We start from the raw sequence: 22,429 nt of genomic DNA, 5'->3' as shown, positions 1-22,429 counted from the left end.
CGGGCGTCCTCGCTCGTGTCGAACTATAGTGTGGACCTGGCCTAGTTGGATTACAAATCCAAGCTTATAAAAAGTTACGGATCACAGATTTGCCAGCACCTAATAGAGAGCTCAATTACTCTACTTTCTATAAGGGCATTTAATCGCAACTATAGTTAGTGGTAACCTCCACTTCGCTGGGGCGCCTCCAGGAAAAGTTGTAGAAATATTTTCTGCTCTGTTACTACTGATTTCTGATTTGGATAAGCAGCTAGTCGCCTGTTGGTGGCATAGCCAAAGTGCTCGTAACCCAGGCTCAGGTTTTTGTACAGTTGAACGGTTGCTCTAGGCCTGACGATGCCTATCGAGTTGTTTCCTTTGATCCCGTCAAATGTGTTGAGCCAGAAATGATAATATACAAATGCTATAGTTGCATGGTCGCTTAAAGCCAGCGTGCTTTCTATTTTCCCCTGCAAGCCAGTGTTAAAGGTATAGTTTCGGAAACCAGACACATCCGGGGCCGATCGGGTACTGTTGCCGGCCAGTGGAATGATGCCAAGGTGTGCGTTTGTAAATAAATTTACCCGGTTGCCCAGCTCCAGCATCGAAAAAACTCCTCCACCAAAACCCAGTGCGCCCAATTCAAAATTACGGGTGTTCCAGTAATCGTAATACTGAAAAGCGCCTGTTAAAAGTGATAACCGCCCCAACTGCATGTTACGACCAGCCAGTATGCCGTAGCCTGTTACATTATTTATTCTGCTGGCTATCGTATCTGCTTTCCCTGAACTAAATTCTGCCCTGAACCTGAAAAAGTCGAATGGCTGGCGTTTTACAGGTTCGAAGGGTCTGCCATAGTCCAGCTGCAAACTGAGCATGCTATTGCTTTTGCCTTTGCCGAACACATCGTTTTCCTCGGTGTTCAGGCGGTGCAGCCCTGCAAAAACCGTCAAGTTAAGCGGCTCATTTTCGTAGAGGTCTTCGTCAGTTACCCGGAAGGTTTGCCCCTGCAGCAACCTGTTCAAACCACGCACCGGATTTACGATACCTGCCGCCACTTCGCGTATGGTCCGCTCTCTGCCCCTGGTGCGGTCATCGAGAATATTGGAACTGAGGCGATGCAGGATCTCTCCAAGAGCAGCCCCATTCAGGGGCGTATAGATCATGTCGTTATAAGATGGAAGCGTATTTTCACCGAAATATTCCCAGGTTAAGCTACCTGCTACGGCAAATGGCAATGATTGCCAGTAGGTATACCCATGAGAACGAGCCGTATTAAAGTACAAAGTGCCCTGGTAAGGATGACCTATAAAGTTTATCCCGAATTCGTCTGTGTCCCATTCCGGCTCAGAGCTGAGGTTATGTTTCCAGGTATCGAAGTTTACATAAGCATAATCTGCTTTTGCTACATAGCGGTTATAGCCCATAAACAGCAGGTTAATGGCAGCTACCTCCACGGCAGGTTTCCAGAGTGGAGCTCGTTGGTTACTTACCTGTTCCTGCTCTTTCAAAAGAGACTCCTGTTTGTTCTCAACTATAAAGCCCGGATGGTTAGATGCATTAGCGTTCCGGGTTATAGTTCTGAAGTGTTCCTGCACCAGTTGGCGGCTGCCGGGTGCCGGATCAACTCCTGTGTTAGCTGTCACAGAAATTGCAGATCCGGTAGTAGTTACTGCTTCTGCATGCAGGTGTGTTGTAACCAGGAGGAGACAGAGTATTGTATAGAAGAATTTCATGAGTAAGGGTGCCGGGCGTATCATAATGTTTTTTTGATCGCTTATAGCATGTCATTAAACTTTGGCACTCATACGGAAATAGGTATTAATAGTGACGTTAAACTATAAATTCAGAAAAAAACAGCGTTTTCGATGAATCAGGGCTTATTTTAAAATTATTTCAACTATTTTCTAAGAATTCATAACCTTCTGAAACCCACTGCCGTATAAAAGGATGGCTAAAAGTTGAAAAGTTTTTTATAAACTTATCATATAAAAGAGGCTCCCAGACGGGGAGCCTCTTTTTATTTATACCTACCTGAGTTAAACTATAGCTATCCTCACCCAACGCTTAAGGCGGTTTTGCTTTGGAACATATTCCGGTAAACTATAAAGAGTACAGACAGTGCTACTAATGCAAGGCACAGCCATGCTGTTGTTATTATATCCGAACCTGATGTTAAACTCAGGGCCTTATGCTTGAGAATAATTCCATAGAACGCCCAGATGGTAACTAAACCAACAAATGCATTCCGGCGATTAAGCACCACAAAGATCGTAATACCAGTAGCCACAGCTATCATCAACATAGTCCAGAATTCCGGGGATAAACCGAAGCCGTGCCAGCCATAGCCAACCAGTGTGGCGCTTATGTTTGCGACAGTAGCGATGCAGATCCAGCCAAAATAGATACTCAACGGAAATTGTGTAAACCACCTCGAGGCAGCCGAGCGTTTCGGATTGTAAATTCCAACTGTAAGTTGTATCAGAATAAGCGTCACCAACTGTACCAGCATTAACCCCACCGAAACCAGCAACCATTCATGTACCCAGGCAATTGTCCAGAGGCCGGTGGCCAGGCTGTTGATTATAAACAGGTAGCCCATGCGCGAGATGGCCCGGTTCGCTTCGTGCGTGGCATTTTCTTTAAAGGCTTTTACCAGGTGATATATACAAAAGGCAGCTAGTGCCAGGTAAATCACACCCCAGATCGCAAACGTAATGCCGGCAGGTGTAAACAACGTAAAGTACTTATCCGACACTTCGCCGATGGTCTGGCCGCTCAGCAGTTTAAGTTGCGTTAGCTGCGCCGGCACCAGGTGCAGCAGGAAAAAGATAGCATTACATATGGCCAGGATTCTGATCCGTTTCATCGTGTCTCGGTTTGGGTTACACGCGGTTTACGCAATCAGCAGAAATGTGGTATAAACTCCCTGCCATCAAACCAAAATAGATATAAAATTATAGTTGAGCACGAAGCTTATTCTTCACTTATCTACAACTATAGAACTGAATTACCAGCAGTTATTTCTTTATAACTTTACCAGAGCCGGATATATTTTGGGATATGGTTGGGTTGCCTTTATAGTACAGGTTTCCGCTACCCGAGATCGTTACATCCAGTAAATCCAAAGCAGTTACTTCGCCAGTTCCAGAACCGGAAATATTTACCGTCACATTTTCCGAGCTGAGGTTAAACGTTTCGGCACGCCCGGAGCCTGAAATGTTAATGGTTTGAATTGGTGCCTCGCCCTGCAACACTACTTTCCCGGAACCTGTAACCTGCGTGATGACTTTGTTCGCCATAACATCCAGTACTATTCTTCCGGAGCCATTAACTGCCACGGGCAGGTCGGTGGCTGTAATCGTGTTTTGCCCTTCAATGTGCCCGGACCCGTTCAGGTACAGCGACTCTACTTCCGGAATGGTGATATACACCTCTACGTCTTCGCTTTTTCTTACACATTCCCGGTGGGTGATCTTCCAGGTATTATTGGTAATGCTTGTTTCCAGCTGACTCAGAATGTTGGGTTCACCTTTCACTTCAACTTTCTGATTTGGTCCCTGTGTCAGGTAAACTTTAAAGTCGCCGTTGGCTTCTATCCTGGTAAAAGGCTCCAGGTTCAGGACGCGTGTTTCGATAGTACCCTCGCCTTTGATACAGTTCGTGTCTTCGCAGGCGCTAAACGTAGTTACAGATAAAACAAGTAGTAAAAGTCTCCCCTTTCCCAACCACACTTTCAGATAATTCATTTTCATAGTTTTAATTTAGTTTATGCCTATAAGATACCCGACACCATTAATGGGTTGCATGCAACTAAGAAAAAACAAGAAATAAATTAAATATAGTAGCCTGAATATTTGATAGTTATAGTTATTTCAGCTTTCAAATCCCTCTCTTAATCCGGGCAAATTTGCGTAGCAAACCGGGCTGCTATAGTCTGCTTGTTCGCCAGTTTTAGAGGAAGTGGTATGGGGCTGTTTATAAGTGGGCATAAGCTTCAGGGCCTCCTTCCGGAAGGTTTTGCTGAACTGAAAACGCGGGAAAAGCGGAAGAAGAACCATAGCAGAGGCAAATTCAATTATTGATGTAAACTATAGTCAGGAGGATGTTACGCTGTCCAACGCTTTGATTTCCGACTTGTAAGCGGCAGGCATAATCAACTCTTTCAGCAATTTATCGGCATTAACAAACCGGCTCAGCTTGTATACGCCAAGTACAGGCTTAAGCAACGATGTTTTCCTGAACCCAAGTAGGGTACGCACCTTTTCCGGAACAATAAGTGTCTGCGCTTCCAGTAAAATACGGTACCGGACAACACCCAAATGTTTGCGGTACTGGCTGAACAGGTCAGCAGTGAAGTGACTCTTTTGCAGGTTGTTTTGCAGATGGTCCTCCCGCATAATTACCCAGTCTTTATAGTTGTCGGGCAGGCCTTTTACGCCCATTCGGTAACCAACCCGGTAAAACACTTCAAATACTTCTTCTTTCTCTGTTACTGCCAGTTTGCGTTCAAGCACTTCAAAAGAGCGGATGGAATAATCGATCAGCATGAAAAGTACATCGCGGTACGCCCAGTCGGGAATGCTGCTGCCACGCTTTGCCTCTACGGCTGCATGTATGGTAGCCATGGCATCAATGGCACGCCAGGCTGCCTGCTTTTCTGAAAAGACAATTTTACGGGCATACTCTACAGTGGAGAAAAGCCTGCCCAACGGATCTGCGGGAAGGCGGCCGGTAAAATAAAGCCAGTCAACTGCTTTGTTGAGCGCAAACTCGGCAGAGGCACCGGCAAATATAAAAAGTATCGTATCGCCTTTGCCCCAGATCTGCCGCACCACTGAGTCCTTTTCAACAAAATATTCCATACCAGTTTAACAAATTAGGAGTGGCAAATGTGCGATCCTACTTTTGGGTTTAAGTTGCTTTCCGGCGCACTTGTAGAATCACAACTATAGTTTCAGCAACAAAGCTGCTTTCCCAGCTTTTTCAGGCCTTAGTTTAGTACGAAAATTGGGAAAAGGCCGCTTTCAAAAATAATTTAAGTTTTTTTGACAAATATGTAACCTTGCCTAAACCAGGCCCGTAAAAGAACATGGCTAAAAGTTGAAAAGTTTTTATAAACTTATCATTAAGAAAGGCTTCCAGACGGGAAGCCTTTCTTTTTTTGTGCCTACCTTAACACAGGAATTACACCTCTGAAACAAACCAGACTATAAAAAAGGGCCGTCTTACAAGTTGTAAGACGGCCCTTTCTCTTTCTAATCACGCTACTCCGGATCACTTCATTTTATAGTAGTTCAGGTTGAGGGTGTTTTTGAAGCTTTTTTCGCTTAACGTAAAGTAGCCTTTGTTTTTATCCGAAAACGTAACGGCTTCGCCCTGCGGCTCCAAAACGTAAGGCAATGCAAGCGCATTCTTCTGAAGTGCCTGCTCTATAGTCTCAGAGCCAGTGCGGGTGTAATGCCACAAACCGGAATACGTTTTAACTATAATTCCTTTCCCATCGGCAGAAATTGCTGCGCTTACAACCCCGCTATAGCTCAAAGCACCCACCAGTTCAGCAGTATTTACACCTGTCGTTTTAGGGTCAGCTATTTTATAGATGCGCGATGGATTTTCTCTTTTGGTGATCAGGTAAATGGCTTTGCTTCCGGGGTCTATCAGCATGGCTTCTGCATCGTGAGAACCATCGGCGTAGCGGAATTTTATTGTTTCGAAGCTGGTAACCTTCGTGGCTCCTGCCGCCGGCTCCGGGAATTTATAGATCGTATAGTTGGCGTATACCTGGTTATTGTCTCCAATGTCGGCCAGGTAAATATCCTTGCCCGAAAGCGCCATATCTTCCCAGTCGCGGTTTACGGCACCAACTATAGCTACAGAGGTAGCCGATTCGCCATTATGTTGCAGTAGATGCAGTTGCGATGGATTTCCGCCATCTTCGTGCACCCATAAATAACCTGGATTTGTTTTACTGTCTGCTATGCCCGAGGCTTCGGTTATGGCCGGAACTACCAGTTTACTGACAGGCTCCGTCTCCAAAAAAGGTATTGTGGCTGATGTTTCCTCTTTTTCGCAACTCAGCAAAAGCGGAGATGTAAGTAGCACTATAAACTTTGCTGTATTCTGAAATAAACACCTGCGTAAAAATGTAAAGTCTGTAACCATTCCTTCTCTCCAAACTCAAGTTTACCGGACAAGCCAAAAGACCGCCTTTTTAAAATACTTCCTCTGCTACAAAATCAAATTTAAGAAAGTTCGATTTCAAACACTACAGAAAAGCATTCCCGGAGTCAGGAATAGATAAGGCAATAGCGCAGACAGGCTAGAAGGGCATCCGTAATAAAAATGATAACCCACCTGCAAACTATAGGGATAATAGGAAATAAAAAAAGCCGCTCCAGTAAAAGAGCGGCTTTGATTTGGTTAAAGCTTATAGGGTTTACACCACTACTTCGGGTTCGTACTTGATGGCCGGAGTTGCTACGGGCGTAAGAGTTTTAATAACGCGGGCCGGATTACCGACTGCCACGCTGTTGTCCGGGATGTCTTTCACCACCACAGAGCCGGCGCCGATCTTTACATTATTCCCGATCCGCACTTCGCCGATGATGCACACATTACTACCCAACTCCACATTATTGCCGAGTATAGGTGAACCGGTGTAAGAACCATCATCCAGCCGGATGTTACCGAGCGTAGTAGAGTGCCTGATAAAGCAGTTTTCGCCGATAATGCTGCAGCCGTTTACCACCAGCGCGTGCCCGTGGCCAAGGTAAAGCCCCTTCCCTACTTTTGTCCAGTGCGGTAACTCAATGCACATAAACCACTCCACGAGCAGCTTGTAAAATATAAGGTAAGGCAACCAGAGAATCCTGAAAAATTTGTTGATGGAAGCGGGGCGGGCTAACCGGAAAAGAACCATTACCAATCTTCCCTTCAGGTTCCCTTTGTTCGTTTCCCAATCCTGAAATATATATGAAATCATAAATTTAAGTATGCTATTGCGTTCGGCAATACGAGATACACGCAGCTGCTGTTACGCAATCTTAAAAAGTTAGCACCCGGGTAAAAAGTAAGATTTAGTTCAAGGTTCATTTTCTTTTCTGCAGTACATCACCTATACTTAGCCATGCTTTAGCAAGAGCAGCCTTCAACTTTACATAAATAACACAGAATGAAAACGATAGCACTGATCGCCCATAATAATCGCAAAACCGATCTGTTGAACTGGGTAAAAGAAAACCAGGAATCGCTGCGGGGTTACAGCCTGATCGGGACAACAAATACGGCCAAACTGATAAACGACCTGCTGGACCTGAACATTGAGCCCTTTGGCCATGGCCCGAGCGGAGGCGATATTCTGCTGGCTGCCCGAATTCTGCAGGGTGAGATACACAAGGTCATCTTTTTTATCGATGTAGAAACACCTCACGGCCACGAACACGATATACAGACACTGATTCGTACAGCGGTGATTAATAACATCCCGATTGCGTTAAACCGCGCTTCTGCTGACCTGATTGTACTGAACAATTAACAGCTTATCGTTTGATTTATAGCCGGAACTATAGTTTATAGTTCTGGTGCAGCGGTGGCGGTCTTTACAGCCAGTAATGATCGTAGAAGCTCTTAGGAGGTTTATTGCCGCCGTTCAGTTTATAAAGCAAATAGATCAGGGCACCCAGAATCAAAAATAAAGGCAACATAACTTCCATAACTACAACTATAAATTTAAGTTTCTTCTTCATTAACAGCTGCATTTTCCTGCAGCAACGGTATCGCTTCTTCGTTCCCCTGCTGGTAAGCCAGGTCAAGGGCCGTTAGTCCGCGAATATCCCGTATGGTTTTATCTGCTCCGGCTTCTACCAACAACTTAACCAGCGCATTACGGCCGAACAGTGTCGCAAACATCAGGGCTGTGCCGCCATTGCCATTCTGCAGGTTCAGGTCTGCACCGTGCGCTATCAATAGCTGAGCAATCTCGGGATAGCCTTTAAAACTCACACCCATTAATGCTGTGTTACCACCGCTATCCTGCGCGTTAGGGTCGGCGCCGGCATCTAAGAGCAAACGCGTGGCTTCCAGTTGCTCATCATAGCTGGCTATGATCAAAGGTGTAAAGCCCCTGCCATTGGTAATACTCAGGTCTTCGCCGTCGGCTATGCACTGTTTCAGGTACGCCACATCCCCGTTTCGGGCAGCGTCAAATAACAGGTGTTCCTTACTTGTTGAGTAGAATGTCATAGAGGCATAAGGTTAGATGGATGTATAGTAGCAGGTACGGAACAGGCACAAAAAAGCTGCTGTATCTCCCCCTTCAGATGGCACCTATCGTTCAGGTATAGCCATAGTTACACAACTGCCATATCAGCAGACAAACTATAGTTCAACTATAAAATGGCTGGTAAAACTATAGTTTAGGTTATCTTTGCAGCAGTTTAGCCTGAATTGTTACCTATGGATTTTGTTACCCTGGATTTTGAAACTGCCACACCGCAACGCGACAGCCCCTGCGAGATAGGGTTAACTATAGTTCGGGACCGGCAAATTGTGGAAACAAAATCGTGGCTGATAAAACCGCATTATTACCCGAATTTCAACCATTTTAATATTGCCGTGCACGGCATCCGTCCTGCTGATGTAGCAAACCAGCCTACCTTTGCGCAACTATGGCCGGATATAAAACCCTATATGGAAGGGCAGTTACTGATCGCCCACAATGCCAGCTTCGACTTCAGTGTACTGCGCAAAACCCTGGCCACTTATAACCTGCCGCTACCTCAGGCGCGTTTTGCCTGCAGCCTTAAGTTCTCGCGCAGCATCTGGAAAGGCCTCACCGCTTACGACCTGAAAACGCTCTGCAACATGCACCGCATTCATTTTCTGCACCACAGGGCCGCTTCGGATGCACATGCCTGTGCAGCACTAACCTTAAAAGCCCTGGACCACACCGGCACCAGGCACGAAACAGAGTTCCCTGAAAAAATGCTGAGCCCGATAACCCACCTACGCTAAGGACAAACTATAGCGCCACTATAAATTACGCAGGGTTTTTACTGAGATCTGAGATCAGGCCATCGAGCATGTCCTTGCTGTAGCCAATGCGGCGGGTATAATCCAGGCACAGCTGGTACTCTTTGTCTTCAACTTTGCCATCCTGCAGCACCATCATTACCAGTGTCTGTAGTTCTACTGTTTTCTGCATCCCTTCTTCCGGAACTATAAATGAGAGTGTAGGCAGGTTATCTGCAATCGGACTGGTATCTTCCTCGGTCAAGCCCAGCTGGTCGCCGATCATCACCAGGAAATCACTTTCCAGACTGTCTACAAATCCGTCGGCGGTTGCCACCAGTATCAGGTTCTGGAAAAAAGACAGCTTCTTCTGTTTTGTATTAAGCAGGTTATCTATTGATGTTCCGGTTGCCATACGCGTTAAGTTAGTTTTCTATAGATCAGATTGGTTCTGGGACTGTTCTTTTTCAAATGCATGAAGAAGCAGCCCAGCTCTTAACTAAACGTCCAAACCCCGCTATTGTTTATTTCCCTAACAAACTACAAGCGCACCATTCTGGCTACTCTCCCATTTAAAAGAAAGCGTAATTATAGTCAACCCTGTTTCCGTTACCCCTTCTGCCTTGCCCGTAAGATCAGTTTGTATAGTTCATTCACGATCAGGGGCACAAGTCCCAGCAATACTACCGTTATCCAGCCATTTCTGTCGGGCATATTTAATCTGAAAGCCTTTTGTGTGAAGGGAATGCTGACGAGTAGCAACTGCAGGATCAGCCCAAGTGCAATGGACGCTATTAAATACAGGTTAGAGAAAACCCCCACCTGGAAAATTGATTTGATCGGGCTGCGCATGGCCAGCGCATAATACAGTTGGCAGGCCACCAACGTCAGGAAAGCCATGGTGCGGGCATTCTGTAATGTTTCCAGAGGCACGTTTTTATCGAATGGACTATACCCATGTTCATAGTAACCGTACCAGAACGCAAAGATGGTTAACGCCCCGATCAGAATGCCGCCAAATACAGCTCTGCCACCGGCTCCACCCGCAAAAAAACTTTCCTTGGGGTCTCTTGGCTTTTCCTTCATCACATCGGGGTCGCCGGGGTCCATGCCCAGCGCCACAGCCGGCAACGAGTCTGTCATCAGGTTAATCCAGAGCAGCTGGGTCGCAATAAGCGGCGCTTCCCAACCTATCAGCAAGGTAACGACCATGGCCACCACTTCGCCCAGGTTACAGGTAAGCAGGAAAATAACGGCTTTTTTGATGTTGTTGTAGATGTTGCGCCCCTGTTCTATGGCCGTAACTATAGTTGCAAAGTTGTCATCGGTCAGGATCATGTCCGAGGCGCCTTTTGCCACGTCGGTTCCCGTTATACCCATGGCCACGCCAATGTCAGCGGTGTTCAGCGAAGGTGCATCATTCACGCCATCACCGGTCATCGACACGATATTGCCATGGTCTTTCAGGGCGCGCACGATCTGTACCTTATGCTCCGGCGAAACACGTGCAAACACGCGGTAATTGTTCACATGTCTGTCCAGTTCTTCCTTAGAGAGTTCTTCCAGTTCCTGCCCTGTAATGGCCTGGTCTATGGTATCGGCAATTCCCAGTTCGTGCGCAATGGCAAAGGCAGTGGTTTTATGGTCGCCGGTGATCATAACAGCTGTTATACCGGCCTTTTTTGCTTTTTCTACGGATGTTTTTACCTCCAGCCGGGGCGGATCGATCATGCCAACTAGTCCGATCAGAACCAGGTCCTTTTCCATCTCTTCGGCAGGCACAACAGCGGCTACCGGTTTATAGGCAATACCCAGGGTCCGCAGTGCCTTATCCGACATCCTTTCAGTTGCATCCAGGAATTGGCTTTTATGAACCTCCGTCATAGGCATAACCTGTCCTTCGTGCAGTACATGCGTAGCTATCTTCAGCAGGTTATCAATAGCGCCTTTGGTGTAAACAGTATAGTTGCCATCTTCCTCTACCAGCGTCGACATCAGTTTGCGGTCGGAGTCGAAGGCGAACTCTCCTACCCGACTGTTATTTTCATGTAATTCATGGCGGTCTATTCCCAGGTCATCTCCTAAAACAAGCAAAGCAATTTCGGTTGGGTCGCCGGTTCCTTCCCCGTTGTGGTAAGTAGCATCAGAACAGAGGATCATGGCTTTAGCCAGCAACTGGCCGGTTTCGGTAGGGTTAACCTGGTCCTCCTTGTCTATCGTTACTTCACCGGCCAGGGTAAAATATTTCTGCACTGTCATTTTATTCTGGGTGAGCGTGCCGGTCTTATCGGAGCAGATGATGTTGACAGAGCCCAGTGTTTCGACGGCAGGCAGGCGCCGGATAATGGCGTTGTGCCGCGACATGTTGGTGACCCCGATCGAAAGCACAATGGCAACTATAGCTGCAAGCCCTTCCGGAATGGATGCAACCGCCAGTGATACAGAGAGCAGGAACATTTCAGCCAGGTCGCGGCCCTGCAGCATGGCTACACCAAATATCACCACACAGATACCTATGGCCAGCTTGGCGATCGTTTTGCCCAGTTCATCCAGCCTTATTTCCAGCGGCGTTTTAGCTTCTCCGGTCTGTAGAATGTCTGCTATCTTGCCCACTTCTGTCTGCATGCCGGTACCCACAGCAACGCCCACTCCACGACCATAAGTAACCAACGTAGACATAAAAGCAGAATTGGTCCTGTCGCCGAGCGGTGTCTGTTCATCCGTGCATACCTGTTCTGCGTGCTTACTGCTTGGCACCGATTCACCGGTCAGCGCAGATTCTTCTACCTGCAGGTTTACCGTTTCAATCAATCGCAGGTCTGCGGCAATATACCTGCCGGTTTCCAGTACCAGTATATCGCCGGGCACCACCTCTTCCGAATCGATCTCTTTAACAATACCGTCGCGGCGTACAAGAGCTTTGGGCGTTGCAATTTTCTGCAGGGCTTCTATGGCATTACCTGCCTTCACTTCCTGCACCACCCCAAGCACCGCGTTCAGAATAATAACGACCAGGATGATCACCGCATCGATGTACTCGCCCATAAAAATGGTGATGATCACAGCCGCAAAAAGCACGAAGATCAGCCAGTCGTTAAGTTGCTGCACAAACAACTGCAGCACGCTTTTCTTCTTCTGGCCTTTCAGTTTGTTGGAGCCGTACTTTTCGAGCCTGGTTTGCGCTTCCGTTAAGGTTAACCCTGTTGCCGGATCAACCTTAAACTCCTTGAGTACTTCGTCTACGGACCTGCAAAACCACATACTGCTTAGTTTCTGATAAGAATATGTAAATACCCTGTCACCTTATGGAAAGATATAATTTACGTAAGCCATTCCTCCCGGAGTAAACGTGAACTATAGTTTAACCGCAACTATAAAACTGCCTGCTCAAACTATAGCTGCGCGCTGCTTATTTCTCTTTTGCCGGCGGCGGAGGTGTGATCATGATATGGGCGCTGTGCGAGCCGGGAAACATGATCCAGGGCATCCCTGGAGCTTCGGGTTTAAGAGGCAACCCGGTGCTTTCGGCAGTGGCGTACGGGATGTATACTACGTAGCGCAGGTAGCCATTCTTTACTTCTCCCGTTTTCGGGTCAACATCTTCGTCGGTGGCCGTGTAAACAAAAAGCGAGGTTGGCTGCTTGGGCATGTTGAGCTTACCGCTTTTGGCTTCTGCTTCCCGCATATCAAATATTTCCTGGTGCGCTTTGCCCTGCTTTTTCAACTCGCGGCCACGTGCCATAAACGGGTCCAGGTCTTTGTGGTAGCACGACACGGAAAAGCCTTTCTGTTTCGGATCATCAGCCAGGCAAACCATTTCGTTCGTGCCCTTTCGCAACATGACCATTTCGCCTTTCTGGTTGTACCCATACACCGCAGCACCGGCGCGTTTATCAGCAGGTGCGGCCAGCACCGCAGCTTTTATCTGTACTTCAGTTGTCGGAATGGCAGATTGGCCCATGGCGCAGAAGCCAACTATAGAAAACAAGAGAGTTGCCAGCGTAATTTTCATATCGATACCCGGTTTAGTTTATAGTATACAAGTTGCTCATTTATAATCATTTTGCCTATACGCATACCCGTAAAAAACAGCAAACTATAGTTGATGCTTCGGGCTATAGTTGCAGGCTACTCAAGTATGTGATTCAGGTAAATACTATGCTTTAGTATAGCTGTCCCAATCCCGGGTATTGCTGCTGCATAAACTTTATAGCAGGTTATCTAGTACAATAATTTTCAGCGCGTTAAATAATTATACCGATAGATTACCGGCCCGGACCGGATAAAAATTAAAGCGAAGTAAACTATGAAAAGACTGACACTTTCAGTAGCGGCAACTATAGTTCTGGCTCTTGCCGGAACAGGCTGCAATCAAAGCGCCACCACAACCGAAGAAGGCACGCAAACCACTACCACCGACACCACCAAGACAACGGAACCTGCAGCGCCAACGGCCCAGACTGACAGAAAGCCACTCGAAACCAGGGAAGCGAACGTACCAGACCAGAAACCAACATTCCCGGAACAGAACCGGGCCAGCGGCATTACTTCTGATGCTGCTTTTGATGTAGTGGTACTGGCAAAGAATCTTGAAAATCCGTGGGCAGTAGAGCCACTTCCAAACGGTGATTTACTGGTTACGGAAAAGTCCGGAAGGCTTCGGATGATAACAGCAGCAGGGCAGGTAGGGCAACCTATAACCGGCCTGCCTAAGGTGGACGCCCGCGGCCAGGGAGGTTTGCTCGATGTGGCACTTAGTCCCGGATTTGCTACTGACCGGACCATTTACTGGAGCTTTTCAGAACCGCGCGCAAACGGCAATGCTACCAGTGTGGCAAAAGGCGTGCTTTCAGCCGATAATAAAAGCTTATCCCAAGTAAAGGTTATTTTCCAAGCCAAACCTGCTTACAACGGAGAGATGCACTTTGGTTCACGCCTGGCATTTGGCCCGGATGGCATGTTATATGTTACACTTGGAGAGCGTTCTGATTTAGAGATAAGACCACAGGCACAGCAAATGAACAGCCACATGGGTAAGACGCTCCGCATTACAACCGATGGCAAACCTGCTCCCGACAATCCGTTCATGAACCAGCAGGGCGCCATGCCTGAGATCTGGAGTGTTGGCCACCGTAATGTGCAAGCGTCTGCATTTGATGACCAGGGAAGGTTCTGGATTGTAGAGCACGGCCCTCAGGGAGGTGACGAAGTGAACCTGATCGAAAAAGGCAAGAACTATGGCTGGCCGGTTGTTACCTTCGGCGAAGAATACTCAGGCAAACCAATCCCTAATTCTGTTACAACCAAGCAGGGGTATGTAGATCCTGTATACTACTGGGACCCTGTAATTGCTCCGTCGGGTGCGCAGTTCTATAGCGGCAGCGCTTTCCCGCAGTGGAAGGGCAATTTATTTGTAGGAGGCCTGAAAGACAAAATGCTGGTACGGCTGCAGTTAGAAAACGACCGCGTTACCGGTGAAGAGCATTTACTCACTGACCGCAACCAGCGCATCCGGGATGTACGCCAGGGCCCGGACGGCTCGCTCTTCATAGTTACCGACGAAAAGAACGGGGAACTTTGGAAAGTCTCTCCTAAAAAGTAAACTATAGTTTAATGCATAAAAAGAGCCTCTCAGTTTATAGCTGCGAGGCTCTTTTATTTAAGCTGTTATGGTTACTTGCTTTCAGCAGTGTTTGTACCTGCATCAGCTACCAGTTTCAGGTCGATGGTGAAGTTATCGTAAATGATCTTATCGGCAGCAGTGCCCATCATTCCGGATCTGTATTTAATGTCGTACTTGGTGCGGTCTACTTCGATCAGCGCTGTAGCCTCTGCCGATTTGCCGGTAACTTTTACAGTTGCCGGAAACGTGATTTGGTTTGTGATACCTTTTATAGTCAGGTTACCGGTTACGTTATAGTTCGGCTCCCCTGCTTTTGCTTTGGTCAGGCGACCTACTTTGGTTATGGTAAACGTAGCCTTCGGGTGATTCTCAACAGAGAAGAAGTCATCAGACTTTAAATGGTCGGTCAGTTTCTTGTTCGATTCGGCCCGTGTAATATCCTGCACAACTATAGAGCGCATGTCAATCGTAAAGTTACCGCCTGTTAATTTGTTGCCATTCAGCTGAAGTGCGCCATCTGCCAGGTTTATAGTTCCATAGTGTTCCCCGCCCACTTTTTTAGCATTCCACTTCATGGTGCTTGCCTGGGTGTTCACTTTCAGGTTTGCCGCTGCTACGGCAGTTACGGCAGGTTTGTCGGCAGCATTTTTAGTTGCCGGGGTAAACGAGAACGAGAGCAGCGCAGCCAGCGACAGGGCTCCCAACAGAACAGGATACTTCTTCATAGGAATGGTTTATAGTTTACGTTTTACAATTATACTAAACAGGAACTATAGTTTGTATCAACCGGGGCTATTATAGTTTGCAAAAGGCACACAACTATAACGTTACACAAAACCAGCATTTTCCGAAAAGCCATTTAGTTTTAAACGCCTTAATAGCATTATTTGAGGGTGCCTGTCAGACAGCTCAGAATTTGTATTTAGCCGTGTAAAGGCCTTGTTCTGCAAAAATAAATCAGGCTTTTTACAAATATTCTTATTTTTAGTGGCATTATTCACCTATTTATATAAGATATTAGTTTATTGTAAACTTTTTATTGTATATTGTAAGAAATAATGAACGTATATGCCACTAAACTTGTAGTAGGTATATAATAAATCAAATCACAACATGAATAACGGAACAGTAAAATTCTTCAACGACACTAAAGGTTTTGGTTTCATCAAAGAAGAAAATTCAAATCAGGAGTACTTTGTACACGTAACTGGTTTAGTAAACGAAATCAGAGAGAACGACAAGGTTACTTTTGATCTACAGGAAGGCAAGAGAGGACTGAACGCAGTCAATGTAAAGTTAGCTTAGTCTGGCTTAATACCTAATTATAAAAAGCCTTACGTTTAGTAAGGCTTTTTTATTGTTACCTAAGTGCCCTGGCACTTCCCTCTTTTCGCGGCCCTGGCTGCATCATTGTTATCCAACTTAACCTACCAATTATCATGAACAGAAAATACTTAGTTGACACCACCACGCGCGAGTACATATGTGTAGCCCTAAAAAAAGGCCAGGACTGGATACCAAATAACCAGGATTCATTACCAGGCTTCATGGATTCCCGTACAAACAAAGATGTAGCCGACTTTGAACTGGTAACAGGCGAGTTCAGCGACAATAACTTCTTCGAGAAGTGGATACGCAATGGCACCAATTTCCTGGCTAAGTAATTAGCCGGTTAGCGCCAACGATCACAGGAACAGAATAACAGAAATCAATAATCAAAATATGGGTAGATCACAGGAAACTTTTAGTAAAAAAGAAAAAGAAAAAAAGAAGTTAAGAAAGAGACAGGACAAGGAAGCAAAGAAAGAGGATCGTAAGGCCAACTCTGACAAAGGTAAAGGCCTGGACGAGATGATGGCTTATGTGGATGAGAACGGTAATATCACCGAAACGCCGCCAGATCCGACCAAGAAAAAGAAGGTAATTAAGCAGGAAGATATCCAGATTGGAGTTTCCAGACAGGCAGAAGCTGACCCGGCTGACCTGATCAGAAAAGGAACAGTAACCATGTTTAATACTTCTAAAGGCTATGGTTTTATCAGAGACCACGAAACCCAGGAAAGCATCTTTGTGCACCAGAATGGCCTTGCCAGCGCAATAAAAGAAAACGATAAAGTTTCTTTTGAAGTAGAGAAAGGTTTGAAAGGCCTGAATGCTGTTAAAGTAAAACTTATATAAGCAATACACTGCTGTGCTTAAGGCAAACTTCATAAACTGAAGTTTTACTTTAAGTCACACCCTGACAATAAAAACCAAAGGTATCGGTAAGCATATTCAGATGATGTGTTTACCTGTACCTTTTGTTATTTTATTACCTGCCGGATTCAGCCTTATTACAGGTAACCGCTAAGCTAAGTCTATAGTTGCTGAGATCTAAATGACAAGCCTCTCCATACCCGAGCGGCTTTTTTGTTTTAGTACCCGGGGTAAACTATAGTTTCCTGCTTCCGGGGTATAGTTTAACTGCAGCTTTAACCGCTTGTGCAACTATAGCGCTGGGATTGTTTGCCGCTTTCAAGTACTTTTGGCATTCAAGATTATCAGATACAAAACCCGCAGCCCATGGCCTTTTTAGATGTTTCAGGAATTAATGTGGTAGAAGAAGGCATCGTTATCTTAAAAGACATCAACTTCAGTATGGAGGAGCACCGGAAGATCGCCCTTTCAGGTGAAACCGGTTCTGGTAAAAGTACGCTGCTGCAAACGATAGCCGGCCTGGTACAACCAAGTGCCGGCCAGGTTATGTTCGAGGGTGAAAGAGTTATCGGTCCGCATGATAAGCTGGTGCCCGGCCACCCCGGTATCGCCTATCTGTCGCAGCAGTTCGAGCTGCCACAATTTTTGCGCGTAGAGCAGGTACTCAGCTATGCCAATTCCCTGTCAGCCGAAGAGGCCCGGACCTTGTATGAGGTCTGCCGCATCAGCCATTTAGCAAAACGCAGAACCAACCAGCTTTCCGGTGGCGAAAGGCAGCGCATTGCCCTTGCCCGCCTGCTCAGTTCCTGGCCCAGCCTGCTCCTGCTCGATGAGCCTTACTCAAACCTGGACATGGGGCATAAGCGTATCCTGAAATCTGTTATTCATGACATCAGTGATGAACTTGGAATTACCTGCATCCTCATCTCCCACGACCCGCACGATACGCTTTCCTGGGCCGATGAGATACTGGTTATACAAGATGGCAAACTGATTCAGCAGGGTAATCCGCAGCAGATCTATAAACAGCCGGTAAATGAGTATACCGCTTCGCTTTTCGGGAAATACAATGCTATACCTGCAGATAAATCAAAGGCATTTATTAAACCTGGCGACAATAAAACGAAAGGTAAAGATCTGCTCGTCCGCCCTGAAAACACAACGTTAGTTGCTTCGGGAGGTGTGCCGGGTGTGGTTATGGCAGCGCACTACTTTGGCAGCCACTATGAGCTGGACGTACAGGTTGAAGATGTAACGCTGCTGGTGAAAACAGGCAAAGACGGGTTTAAAGCAGGCGATGCAGTGCAGGTAAAGCTTAGCGATGTGTGGTGGGTGTAGTCTTGAGTTAGAGAGTTAGAGAGTTAGAGAGTTAAAAAGTTGGAAAGTTTAGGAATTGGGGAGTTTTGATTGCCCATAATAAAAAAGGCCTTGCAATGAGCAAGGCCTTTTTTGTATCTGGTGTTAAGCACTCGTGCTTATTCACTCAGCGTAACCATTACAGACTCAGATGCTTCGTTTCCGGCATCATCCAGCGCTGTTACAATAACAGTCCAGTCACCGGGAGCGGCGTTAGCATCTACGTTAATATCAAGGTCAAAATCTGCATTTCTATCGTCGTTCAGGAAGTCTCTGATTGTCATATCAGTAAGCTCTGTATTTGTACCACTTGGGTCCGTAATACTGATCGTAATTTCTTCCAGCCCCTCGTTATCTGTTACAGTACCTTCCAGGTTAATTACGCCACCAGCAGTAACTGCAGCACCTTCAGTAGGTGAAGTGATCGTGATAACAGGGTCGGTAGTATCCAGCGTTACTTCATCATCATCGTCATCGCAGGCAACAAACGCAAAAGAAAAAAGGATCAGGAATGCCCAATTAAGTTTTTTCATAGTAATAAGAATTTAGTGAGAAATATTTTATGCTTTCTTCCACGACAAATGCCATTCGGTCCGCACTTTCATTTCATCTTTAACGGCTGAAATGGTGCAATGTTGTTTACAGAGCCATAATGTATCTGCATTTTATTTATAGCCTCCCCAGTAAACAGCCCGATAAGGCCACTGTTTTTGGTATTGTTTTATGGTTGGAGTTTTACCTACCCCTGCCCCTCCCGGGAGGGGAATTGCGCCTATAGTTGATGTTATAGTTCTATGGTTTAATAGTCCTTTTTTCGCTGGCGCGGGTTTGCAACCCGTGCCTATCTATGGTGTTGAGTTTGTAACGCAACTGACCCGGCAGGGACAAGTATTGTCTGAATCAGGATTTACAGGATTAAAGGATTGGCAGGATTGGTCTTCATGCTATAGTTGGAGGTAAAGTTTTATAGTTGCCGTTGGTCCAACCACCCCTTTATCCCCTCTGAGCTACGCTCGCTAGTTTCAATCTCTCGTTCTCGGTAGTCTAAGACAGGGGGCATTTTACCTACTCCAGTACCAAGTTATTAAGCGACTTAAGAAGCTGATTATGCTTTCTTATAAGTGCTTCTTTCTTACTCCTGCTCCAGCCTTTCAACTGCTTTTCACGGGCTATTGCATCATCAGGCGAATTTAAGCGCTCATAGTAAATTAAGGTATAGCAGTAATAGCGCCCAGCAAATGTTTTCCTGTCTCCACTGTTATGATAGTGTTCATTTAGCCGACGAGCCAAATCGTTTGTTACACCTATGTAGTAAGTGGAGCGGGTGGTATTGGAAGTAATGTAAACAAAGTAGTTGCTGTTGAACATATGCATTCATTTTGAGCAACAAGAACCTCCCGGAAATGGCAGTAGTTCCATTCCCTCCATCAGTAAAAGAACTATACTTACTCAAACGTCATCCCGAGCGCAGCCGAGGGATCTTATGTGCCCATTAAAAGAGAAACAGCAAATGACTTATAAACTCTTTAACCTAATAAATAGTGAAAGTTAATCTTCTTGTTATCTGCTGTATAAGATCCCTCGGCTGCGCTCGGGATGACAAAAAAAAGCTGTTTAATACCGGAATTTACATAACTCCCTCCCCTGTTTTGAGTGTAGAGCCCCTAAATAAAGACGGTGGTTGGAACCGTGACTTTACTCCCTCCCCTGTTTTTAGGGGAGGGTTGGGGTGGGGTTACCTCTCCCACTTCACCTCCGGAAACACCACTTCCAGCTGCCGCTTAATCACTCTATAATTCCCTTTCCAGAAACTTGCCAGATCCGAAACAGTCGTAATCGCTTTCAGATCAGGCGTAAGCAAAGCCAGCTCTACCGTCATCTCTCCTTCATCTACTGTCGGGCTTTCTTCCCAGGCTAGTACATCCTGCAGGCGTATTTCTAGCTTTGGTTGTGCGCCATCGGGTTTGTATTCCAGTTCTATAGTTGATCCATCGGGTAAAGCTATAGTTGCAGGGGCCAGTTCGCCCAGTCTTGCCAGTTTATCTGCATCTAAAAACTTCTGAAAGATTGGTAGCAACTCCAGTTCCATCAGTTCATCGGGGTGCTCGATGTCGTAGAGGTAAGGTTTCAGCCACTCGGCATTTGTCATGAGCAGGGTACTGGTGCTAACGTCGGGCCAGAACTCGGAGGGGCGCCATTTGCGGAGGCTCAGCACGCGGTTTTGCCATTGCGTTACCTCGTGGTTAAAGTCCAGCAGGTGCTCGCCTTCCTGTTTAATAGCTTCGGACATGGCGGATATGCGGTACTTCTCGTCGGGTGGTGGCAGGGGTTTGCTTTGTAGCACTATACTTCCGATACGGGTATCCATAGAAGCCGTAAGTTCTCCGTCGTTTACGTCCCAGGTATAGGTTTCCTGCTGTTTTACGAGCGGGGCCAGGTCGCGCGGGTTTAGTGGTGAGGCCAGGAAAATGCGGCCCGGGTTATCGCCAGTGCCTGCGTGCAGGTGCGCTATCGCCAGCCAGGGTTCGTGCGCCAGGTCATCGCGGTGACCGGCAGAAGCATATTGGCCGCTGGCCAGCTGGAACTGCGCGTTGTTACCGGGACGGGCGTAGGCAATGCGTTCCGGGTAGCAATGCGTCAGCAGCACTCCCGTTTCATATTCATCAAATTTGCCGTTATCAGGCTCTATAGTAAACAGCTGGCGGTACGAGCGGGCAATCTTCTCTATCTTACCGAAACGCTTGCCCTGCCCCTGCTCTTTCCGATATCTTCTGAGTGCTTCAATTCTTAAATTAATGTCGATGCCAGCGTTGCGGTCCAGCGGGTCGCGCTCTTCCAGGATGGCGGCAATATCACTTGCCAGCGCCACCTGGTCGGTTTCTTCGGCTTTGAGTAGCATGTGCGCGATGCGCGGGTGGCAGGGCAGCGCGTGCATTTTTTTGCCGTGCTCGGTAATACGGCCATTCTCCAGCGCCTGCAACTGGTGTAGCATGTCGGTGGCCGATTGCAGGGCAGCTCGTGGTGGTGGGTTCAGCCAGGTAAGGCCACGGATATCCATAATGCCCCACTGCGCCATGTCGAGTACTAGGTTGGACAGGTCGGCTTCCATGATCTCGGGAGTGCGGTGCGGGGCCATGCGCTCCTGCGTGGTTTTGCTCCACATGCGGTAAGCCGTACCCGGGCCCAAACGACCAGCACGACCGGCACGCTGGTCGGCGGCGTCTTTGGAGATGCGCACCGTTTCGAGGCGTGACAAACCGGACTTCGGATCGAAGCGGGAAGTTTTGCCGAAGCCCGTATCCACTACCACCGATACGCCTTCTATAGTTAAGCTGGTCTCGGCTATACTAGTGGCGAGCACTACTTTGCGTTTGCCTTCGCGGTTGGGCATAAGGGCGGCGTACTGCTTGCCGAAGGGCAGCATCCCGAACAGCGGATGGATCATGACGCCGCGCATTTGTTTGCGCAAGATGTCTTCTACTTTCCGGATATCGTTTTCGCCGGGCAGGAACACGAGGATATCCCCTTCCTGCTCCTGCGCTGCCTGCTGCACTACACGGGCCGTCATTTCGGGCAGCATGCGGTCGTCGGCGTCGCCGGTGTAAAAGGTTTCGATGGGGTATTGCCGCCCCATACTTTGCGCCACCGGTGCCTTGAGCATACTGGTAAGCTGGGGCATATCAAGGGTGGCCGACATGACCATAATGCGCAGGTCCGGGCGAAGCGTTTGCTGCGCTTCCCGGCTCAGGGCCATGGCTACATCGGCATGGATGCTGCGCTCATGAAACTCATCAAAGATCACGATGCCCACACCCGTAAGCCCGCGATCACTGTGGATCATGCGGGTTAGGATTCCTTCGGTTACGACCTCGATGCGGGTTTTGTCGGAGATACGGTTCTCGAAACGGATGCGGTAACCGACGGTCTGGCCTACCTCTTCGCCCAGAAGTTGTGCCAGGCGCTCGGCAATGGTTTTGGCCGCCAGGCGACGGGGCTCCAGCATAATAATTTTCTGGCCTGTCAGCCATACTTCATCGAGTATAGCCAGCGGCAGCAAGGTACTTTTACCAGCTCCGGGAGGGGCGTTTACGATCAGCGTGTTCTGCGCTGCCAGGTGCTCCCTAACGGCAGGTATGATTTCCCGAACGGGTAAGTCTATGGTAAATGGGTTGAAGGGCAAGGGAGTAAACTTTTATAGAATGTTATTATCGAACTTTTAGGTTCTATACAAAGATACGAAAGAGAAATAGTGTTAATTTTATT

22 protein-coding genes are annotated in these 22,429 nt (G+C 47.2%); 7 read left to right on the top strand and 15 right to left on the bottom strand.

The window, feature by feature from the left end; genetic code table 11:
* Positions 1–155: 155 nt before the first annotated feature.
* The 6 genes from KYK27_RS13750 to KYK27_RS13725 form a co-directional block, all read right to left on the bottom strand.
* Positions 156–1,715, bottom strand: a complete 1,560-nt coding sequence (locus KYK27_RS13750) for a DUF3943 domain-containing protein (RefSeq protein ID WP_199110615.1) — start codon at positions 1,713–1,715, stop codon at positions 156–158.
* A gap of 320 nt (positions 1,716–2,035) precedes the next feature.
* A complete protein-coding gene (locus tag KYK27_RS13745; protein ID WP_199110614.1) occupies positions 2,036–2,848 on the bottom strand; it encodes a hypothetical protein in 813 nt (270 codons plus the stop codon).
* Between the two features lie 151 nt (positions 2,849–2,999).
* Entirely contained in the window at positions 3,000–3,734 is a 735-nt protein-coding gene (locus KYK27_RS13740; protein WP_199110613.1) for a head GIN domain-containing protein, read from the bottom strand.
* A gap of 342 nt (positions 3,735–4,076) precedes the next feature.
* Complete coding sequence (locus KYK27_RS13735) at positions 4,077–4,844, bottom strand: oxygenase MpaB family protein (RefSeq protein ID WP_199110612.1); 768 nt, start codon at positions 4,842–4,844, stop codon at positions 4,077–4,079.
* A 412-nt stretch (positions 4,845–5,256) separates the two neighbouring features.
* Positions 5,257–6,084, bottom strand: coding sequence for a hypothetical protein (locus tag KYK27_RS13730; protein ID WP_199110611.1), 828 nt, complete (start codon positions 6,082–6,084; stop codon positions 5,257–5,259).
* A gap of 334 nt (positions 6,085–6,418) precedes the next feature.
* Positions 6,419–6,964 (bottom strand): serine acetyltransferase, encoded by a 546-nt coding sequence (locus KYK27_RS13725; protein ID WP_199110610.1) that lies wholly within the window; start codon positions 6,962–6,964, stop codon positions 6,419–6,421.
* 189 nt (positions 6,965–7,153) lie between these two features.
* On the opposite strand from KYK27_RS13725, the gene KYK27_RS13720 reads away from it, so the two are divergent.
* A complete protein-coding gene (locus KYK27_RS13720) occupies positions 7,154–7,516 on the top strand; it encodes a methylglyoxal synthase (RefSeq protein WP_199110609.1) in 363 nt (120 codons plus the stop codon).
* A 64-nt stretch (positions 7,517–7,580) separates the two neighbouring features.
* Here KYK27_RS13720 and KYK27_RS13715 read toward each other — a convergent pair whose 3' ends face one another.
* Positions 7,581–7,727: a hypothetical protein gene (locus KYK27_RS13715; protein WP_199110608.1), complete on the bottom strand. Its 147-nt coding sequence runs from the start codon at positions 7,725–7,727 to the stop codon at positions 7,581–7,583.
* Positions 7,711–8,223: an ankyrin repeat domain-containing protein gene (locus tag KYK27_RS13710; RefSeq protein ID WP_199110607.1), complete on the bottom strand. Its 513-nt coding sequence runs from the start codon at positions 8,221–8,223 to the stop codon at positions 7,711–7,713. The genes KYK27_RS13715 and KYK27_RS13710 overlap by 17 nt, the downstream gene beginning before the upstream one ends.
* A 213-nt stretch (positions 8,224–8,436) precedes the next feature.
* Here KYK27_RS13710 and KYK27_RS13705 point away from each other — a divergent pair, with 213 nt between their 5' ends.
* Entirely contained in the window at positions 8,437–8,994 is a 558-nt protein-coding gene (locus KYK27_RS13705; protein WP_199110606.1) for a 3'-5' exonuclease, read from the top strand.
* 25 nt (positions 8,995–9,019) lie between these two features.
* Here the strand turns inward: KYK27_RS13705 and KYK27_RS13700 are convergent, their stop codons facing one another.
* From KYK27_RS13700 to KYK27_RS13690, 3 genes are all read right to left on the bottom strand, one after another.
* Positions 9,020–9,406: a hypothetical protein gene (locus tag KYK27_RS13700; protein ID WP_199110605.1), complete on the bottom strand. Its 387-nt coding sequence runs from the start codon at positions 9,404–9,406 to the stop codon at positions 9,020–9,022.
* Between the two features lie 194 nt (positions 9,407–9,600).
* Complete coding sequence (locus KYK27_RS13695) at positions 9,601–12,252, bottom strand: cation-translocating P-type ATPase (RefSeq protein ID WP_199110604.1); 2,652 nt, start codon at positions 12,250–12,252, stop codon at positions 9,601–9,603.
* 148 nt (positions 12,253–12,400) lie between these two features.
* Entirely contained in the window at positions 12,401–13,003 is a 603-nt protein-coding gene (locus KYK27_RS13690; RefSeq protein ID WP_199110603.1) for a hypothetical protein, read from the bottom strand.
* Positions 13,004–13,297: 294 nt separating this feature from the next.
* Between KYK27_RS13690 and KYK27_RS13685 the strand changes: the two genes are divergently transcribed.
* Positions 13,298–14,593 carry a PQQ-dependent sugar dehydrogenase gene (locus KYK27_RS13685; RefSeq protein WP_199110602.1) on the top strand — a complete coding sequence of 432 codons (1,296 nt, stop codon included), beginning with the start codon at positions 13,298–13,300 and terminating at the stop codon, positions 14,591–14,593.
* Positions 14,594–14,664: 71 nt separating this feature from the next.
* On the opposite strand, the gene KYK27_RS13680 is transcribed toward KYK27_RS13685, so the two are convergent.
* Positions 14,665–15,339, bottom strand: a complete 675-nt coding sequence (locus KYK27_RS13680) for a YceI family protein (protein WP_199110601.1) — start codon at positions 15,337–15,339, stop codon at positions 14,665–14,667.
* Positions 15,340–15,727: 388 nt separating this feature from the next.
* Here KYK27_RS13680 and KYK27_RS13675 point away from each other — a divergent pair, with 388 nt between their 5' ends.
* From KYK27_RS13675 to KYK27_RS13660, 4 genes are all read left to right on the top strand, one after another.
* Entirely contained in the window at positions 15,728–15,919 is a 192-nt protein-coding gene (locus KYK27_RS13675) for a cold-shock protein (RefSeq protein WP_162426032.1), read from the top strand.
* Positions 15,920–16,053: 134 nt separating this feature from the next.
* Positions 16,054–16,278 carry a hypothetical protein gene (locus tag KYK27_RS13670; RefSeq protein ID WP_199110600.1) on the top strand — a complete coding sequence of 75 codons (225 nt, stop codon included), beginning with the start codon at positions 16,054–16,056 and terminating at the stop codon, positions 16,276–16,278.
* Between the two features lie 58 nt (positions 16,279–16,336).
* Positions 16,337–16,792 (top strand): cold-shock protein, encoded by a 456-nt coding sequence (locus KYK27_RS13665; protein WP_199110599.1) that lies wholly within the window; start codon positions 16,337–16,339, stop codon positions 16,790–16,792.
* 384 nt (positions 16,793–17,176) lie between these two features.
* On the top strand, positions 17,177–18,148 hold the full coding sequence (locus KYK27_RS13660; protein WP_199110598.1) for an ABC transporter ATP-binding protein: 972 nt from the start codon (positions 17,177–17,179) through the stop codon (positions 18,146–18,148).
* A gap of 137 nt (positions 18,149–18,285) precedes the next feature.
* Here the strand turns inward: KYK27_RS13660 and KYK27_RS13655 are convergent, their stop codons facing one another.
* From KYK27_RS13655 to hrpB, 3 genes are all read right to left on the bottom strand, one after another.
* Positions 18,286–18,699 carry a DUF4625 domain-containing protein gene (locus KYK27_RS13655; RefSeq protein ID WP_199110597.1) on the bottom strand — a complete coding sequence of 138 codons (414 nt, stop codon included), beginning with the start codon at positions 18,697–18,699 and terminating at the stop codon, positions 18,286–18,288.
* 532 nt (positions 18,700–19,231) lie between these two features.
* Positions 19,232–19,534: a GIY-YIG nuclease family protein gene (locus KYK27_RS13650; protein ID WP_199110596.1), complete on the bottom strand. Its 303-nt coding sequence runs from the start codon at positions 19,532–19,534 to the stop codon at positions 19,232–19,234.
* 367 nt (positions 19,535–19,901) lie between these two features.
* Positions 19,902–22,346: an ATP-dependent helicase HrpB gene (gene hrpB / locus KYK27_RS13645; RefSeq protein ID WP_199110595.1), complete on the bottom strand. Its 2,445-nt coding sequence runs from the start codon at positions 22,344–22,346 to the stop codon at positions 19,902–19,904.
* Positions 22,347–22,429 lie beyond the last annotated feature (83 nt).

Origin of the sequence: Pontibacter populi (assembly GCF_019336435.1) — a bacterium.
Classification (GTDB): Bacteria; Bacteroidota; Bacteroidia; order Cytophagales; family Hymenobacteraceae; genus Pontibacter; species Pontibacter humidus.
The sequence above is the reverse complement of the archived record's forward strand: the minus strand, read 5'-3'. Positions and strand labels throughout refer to the sequence as shown.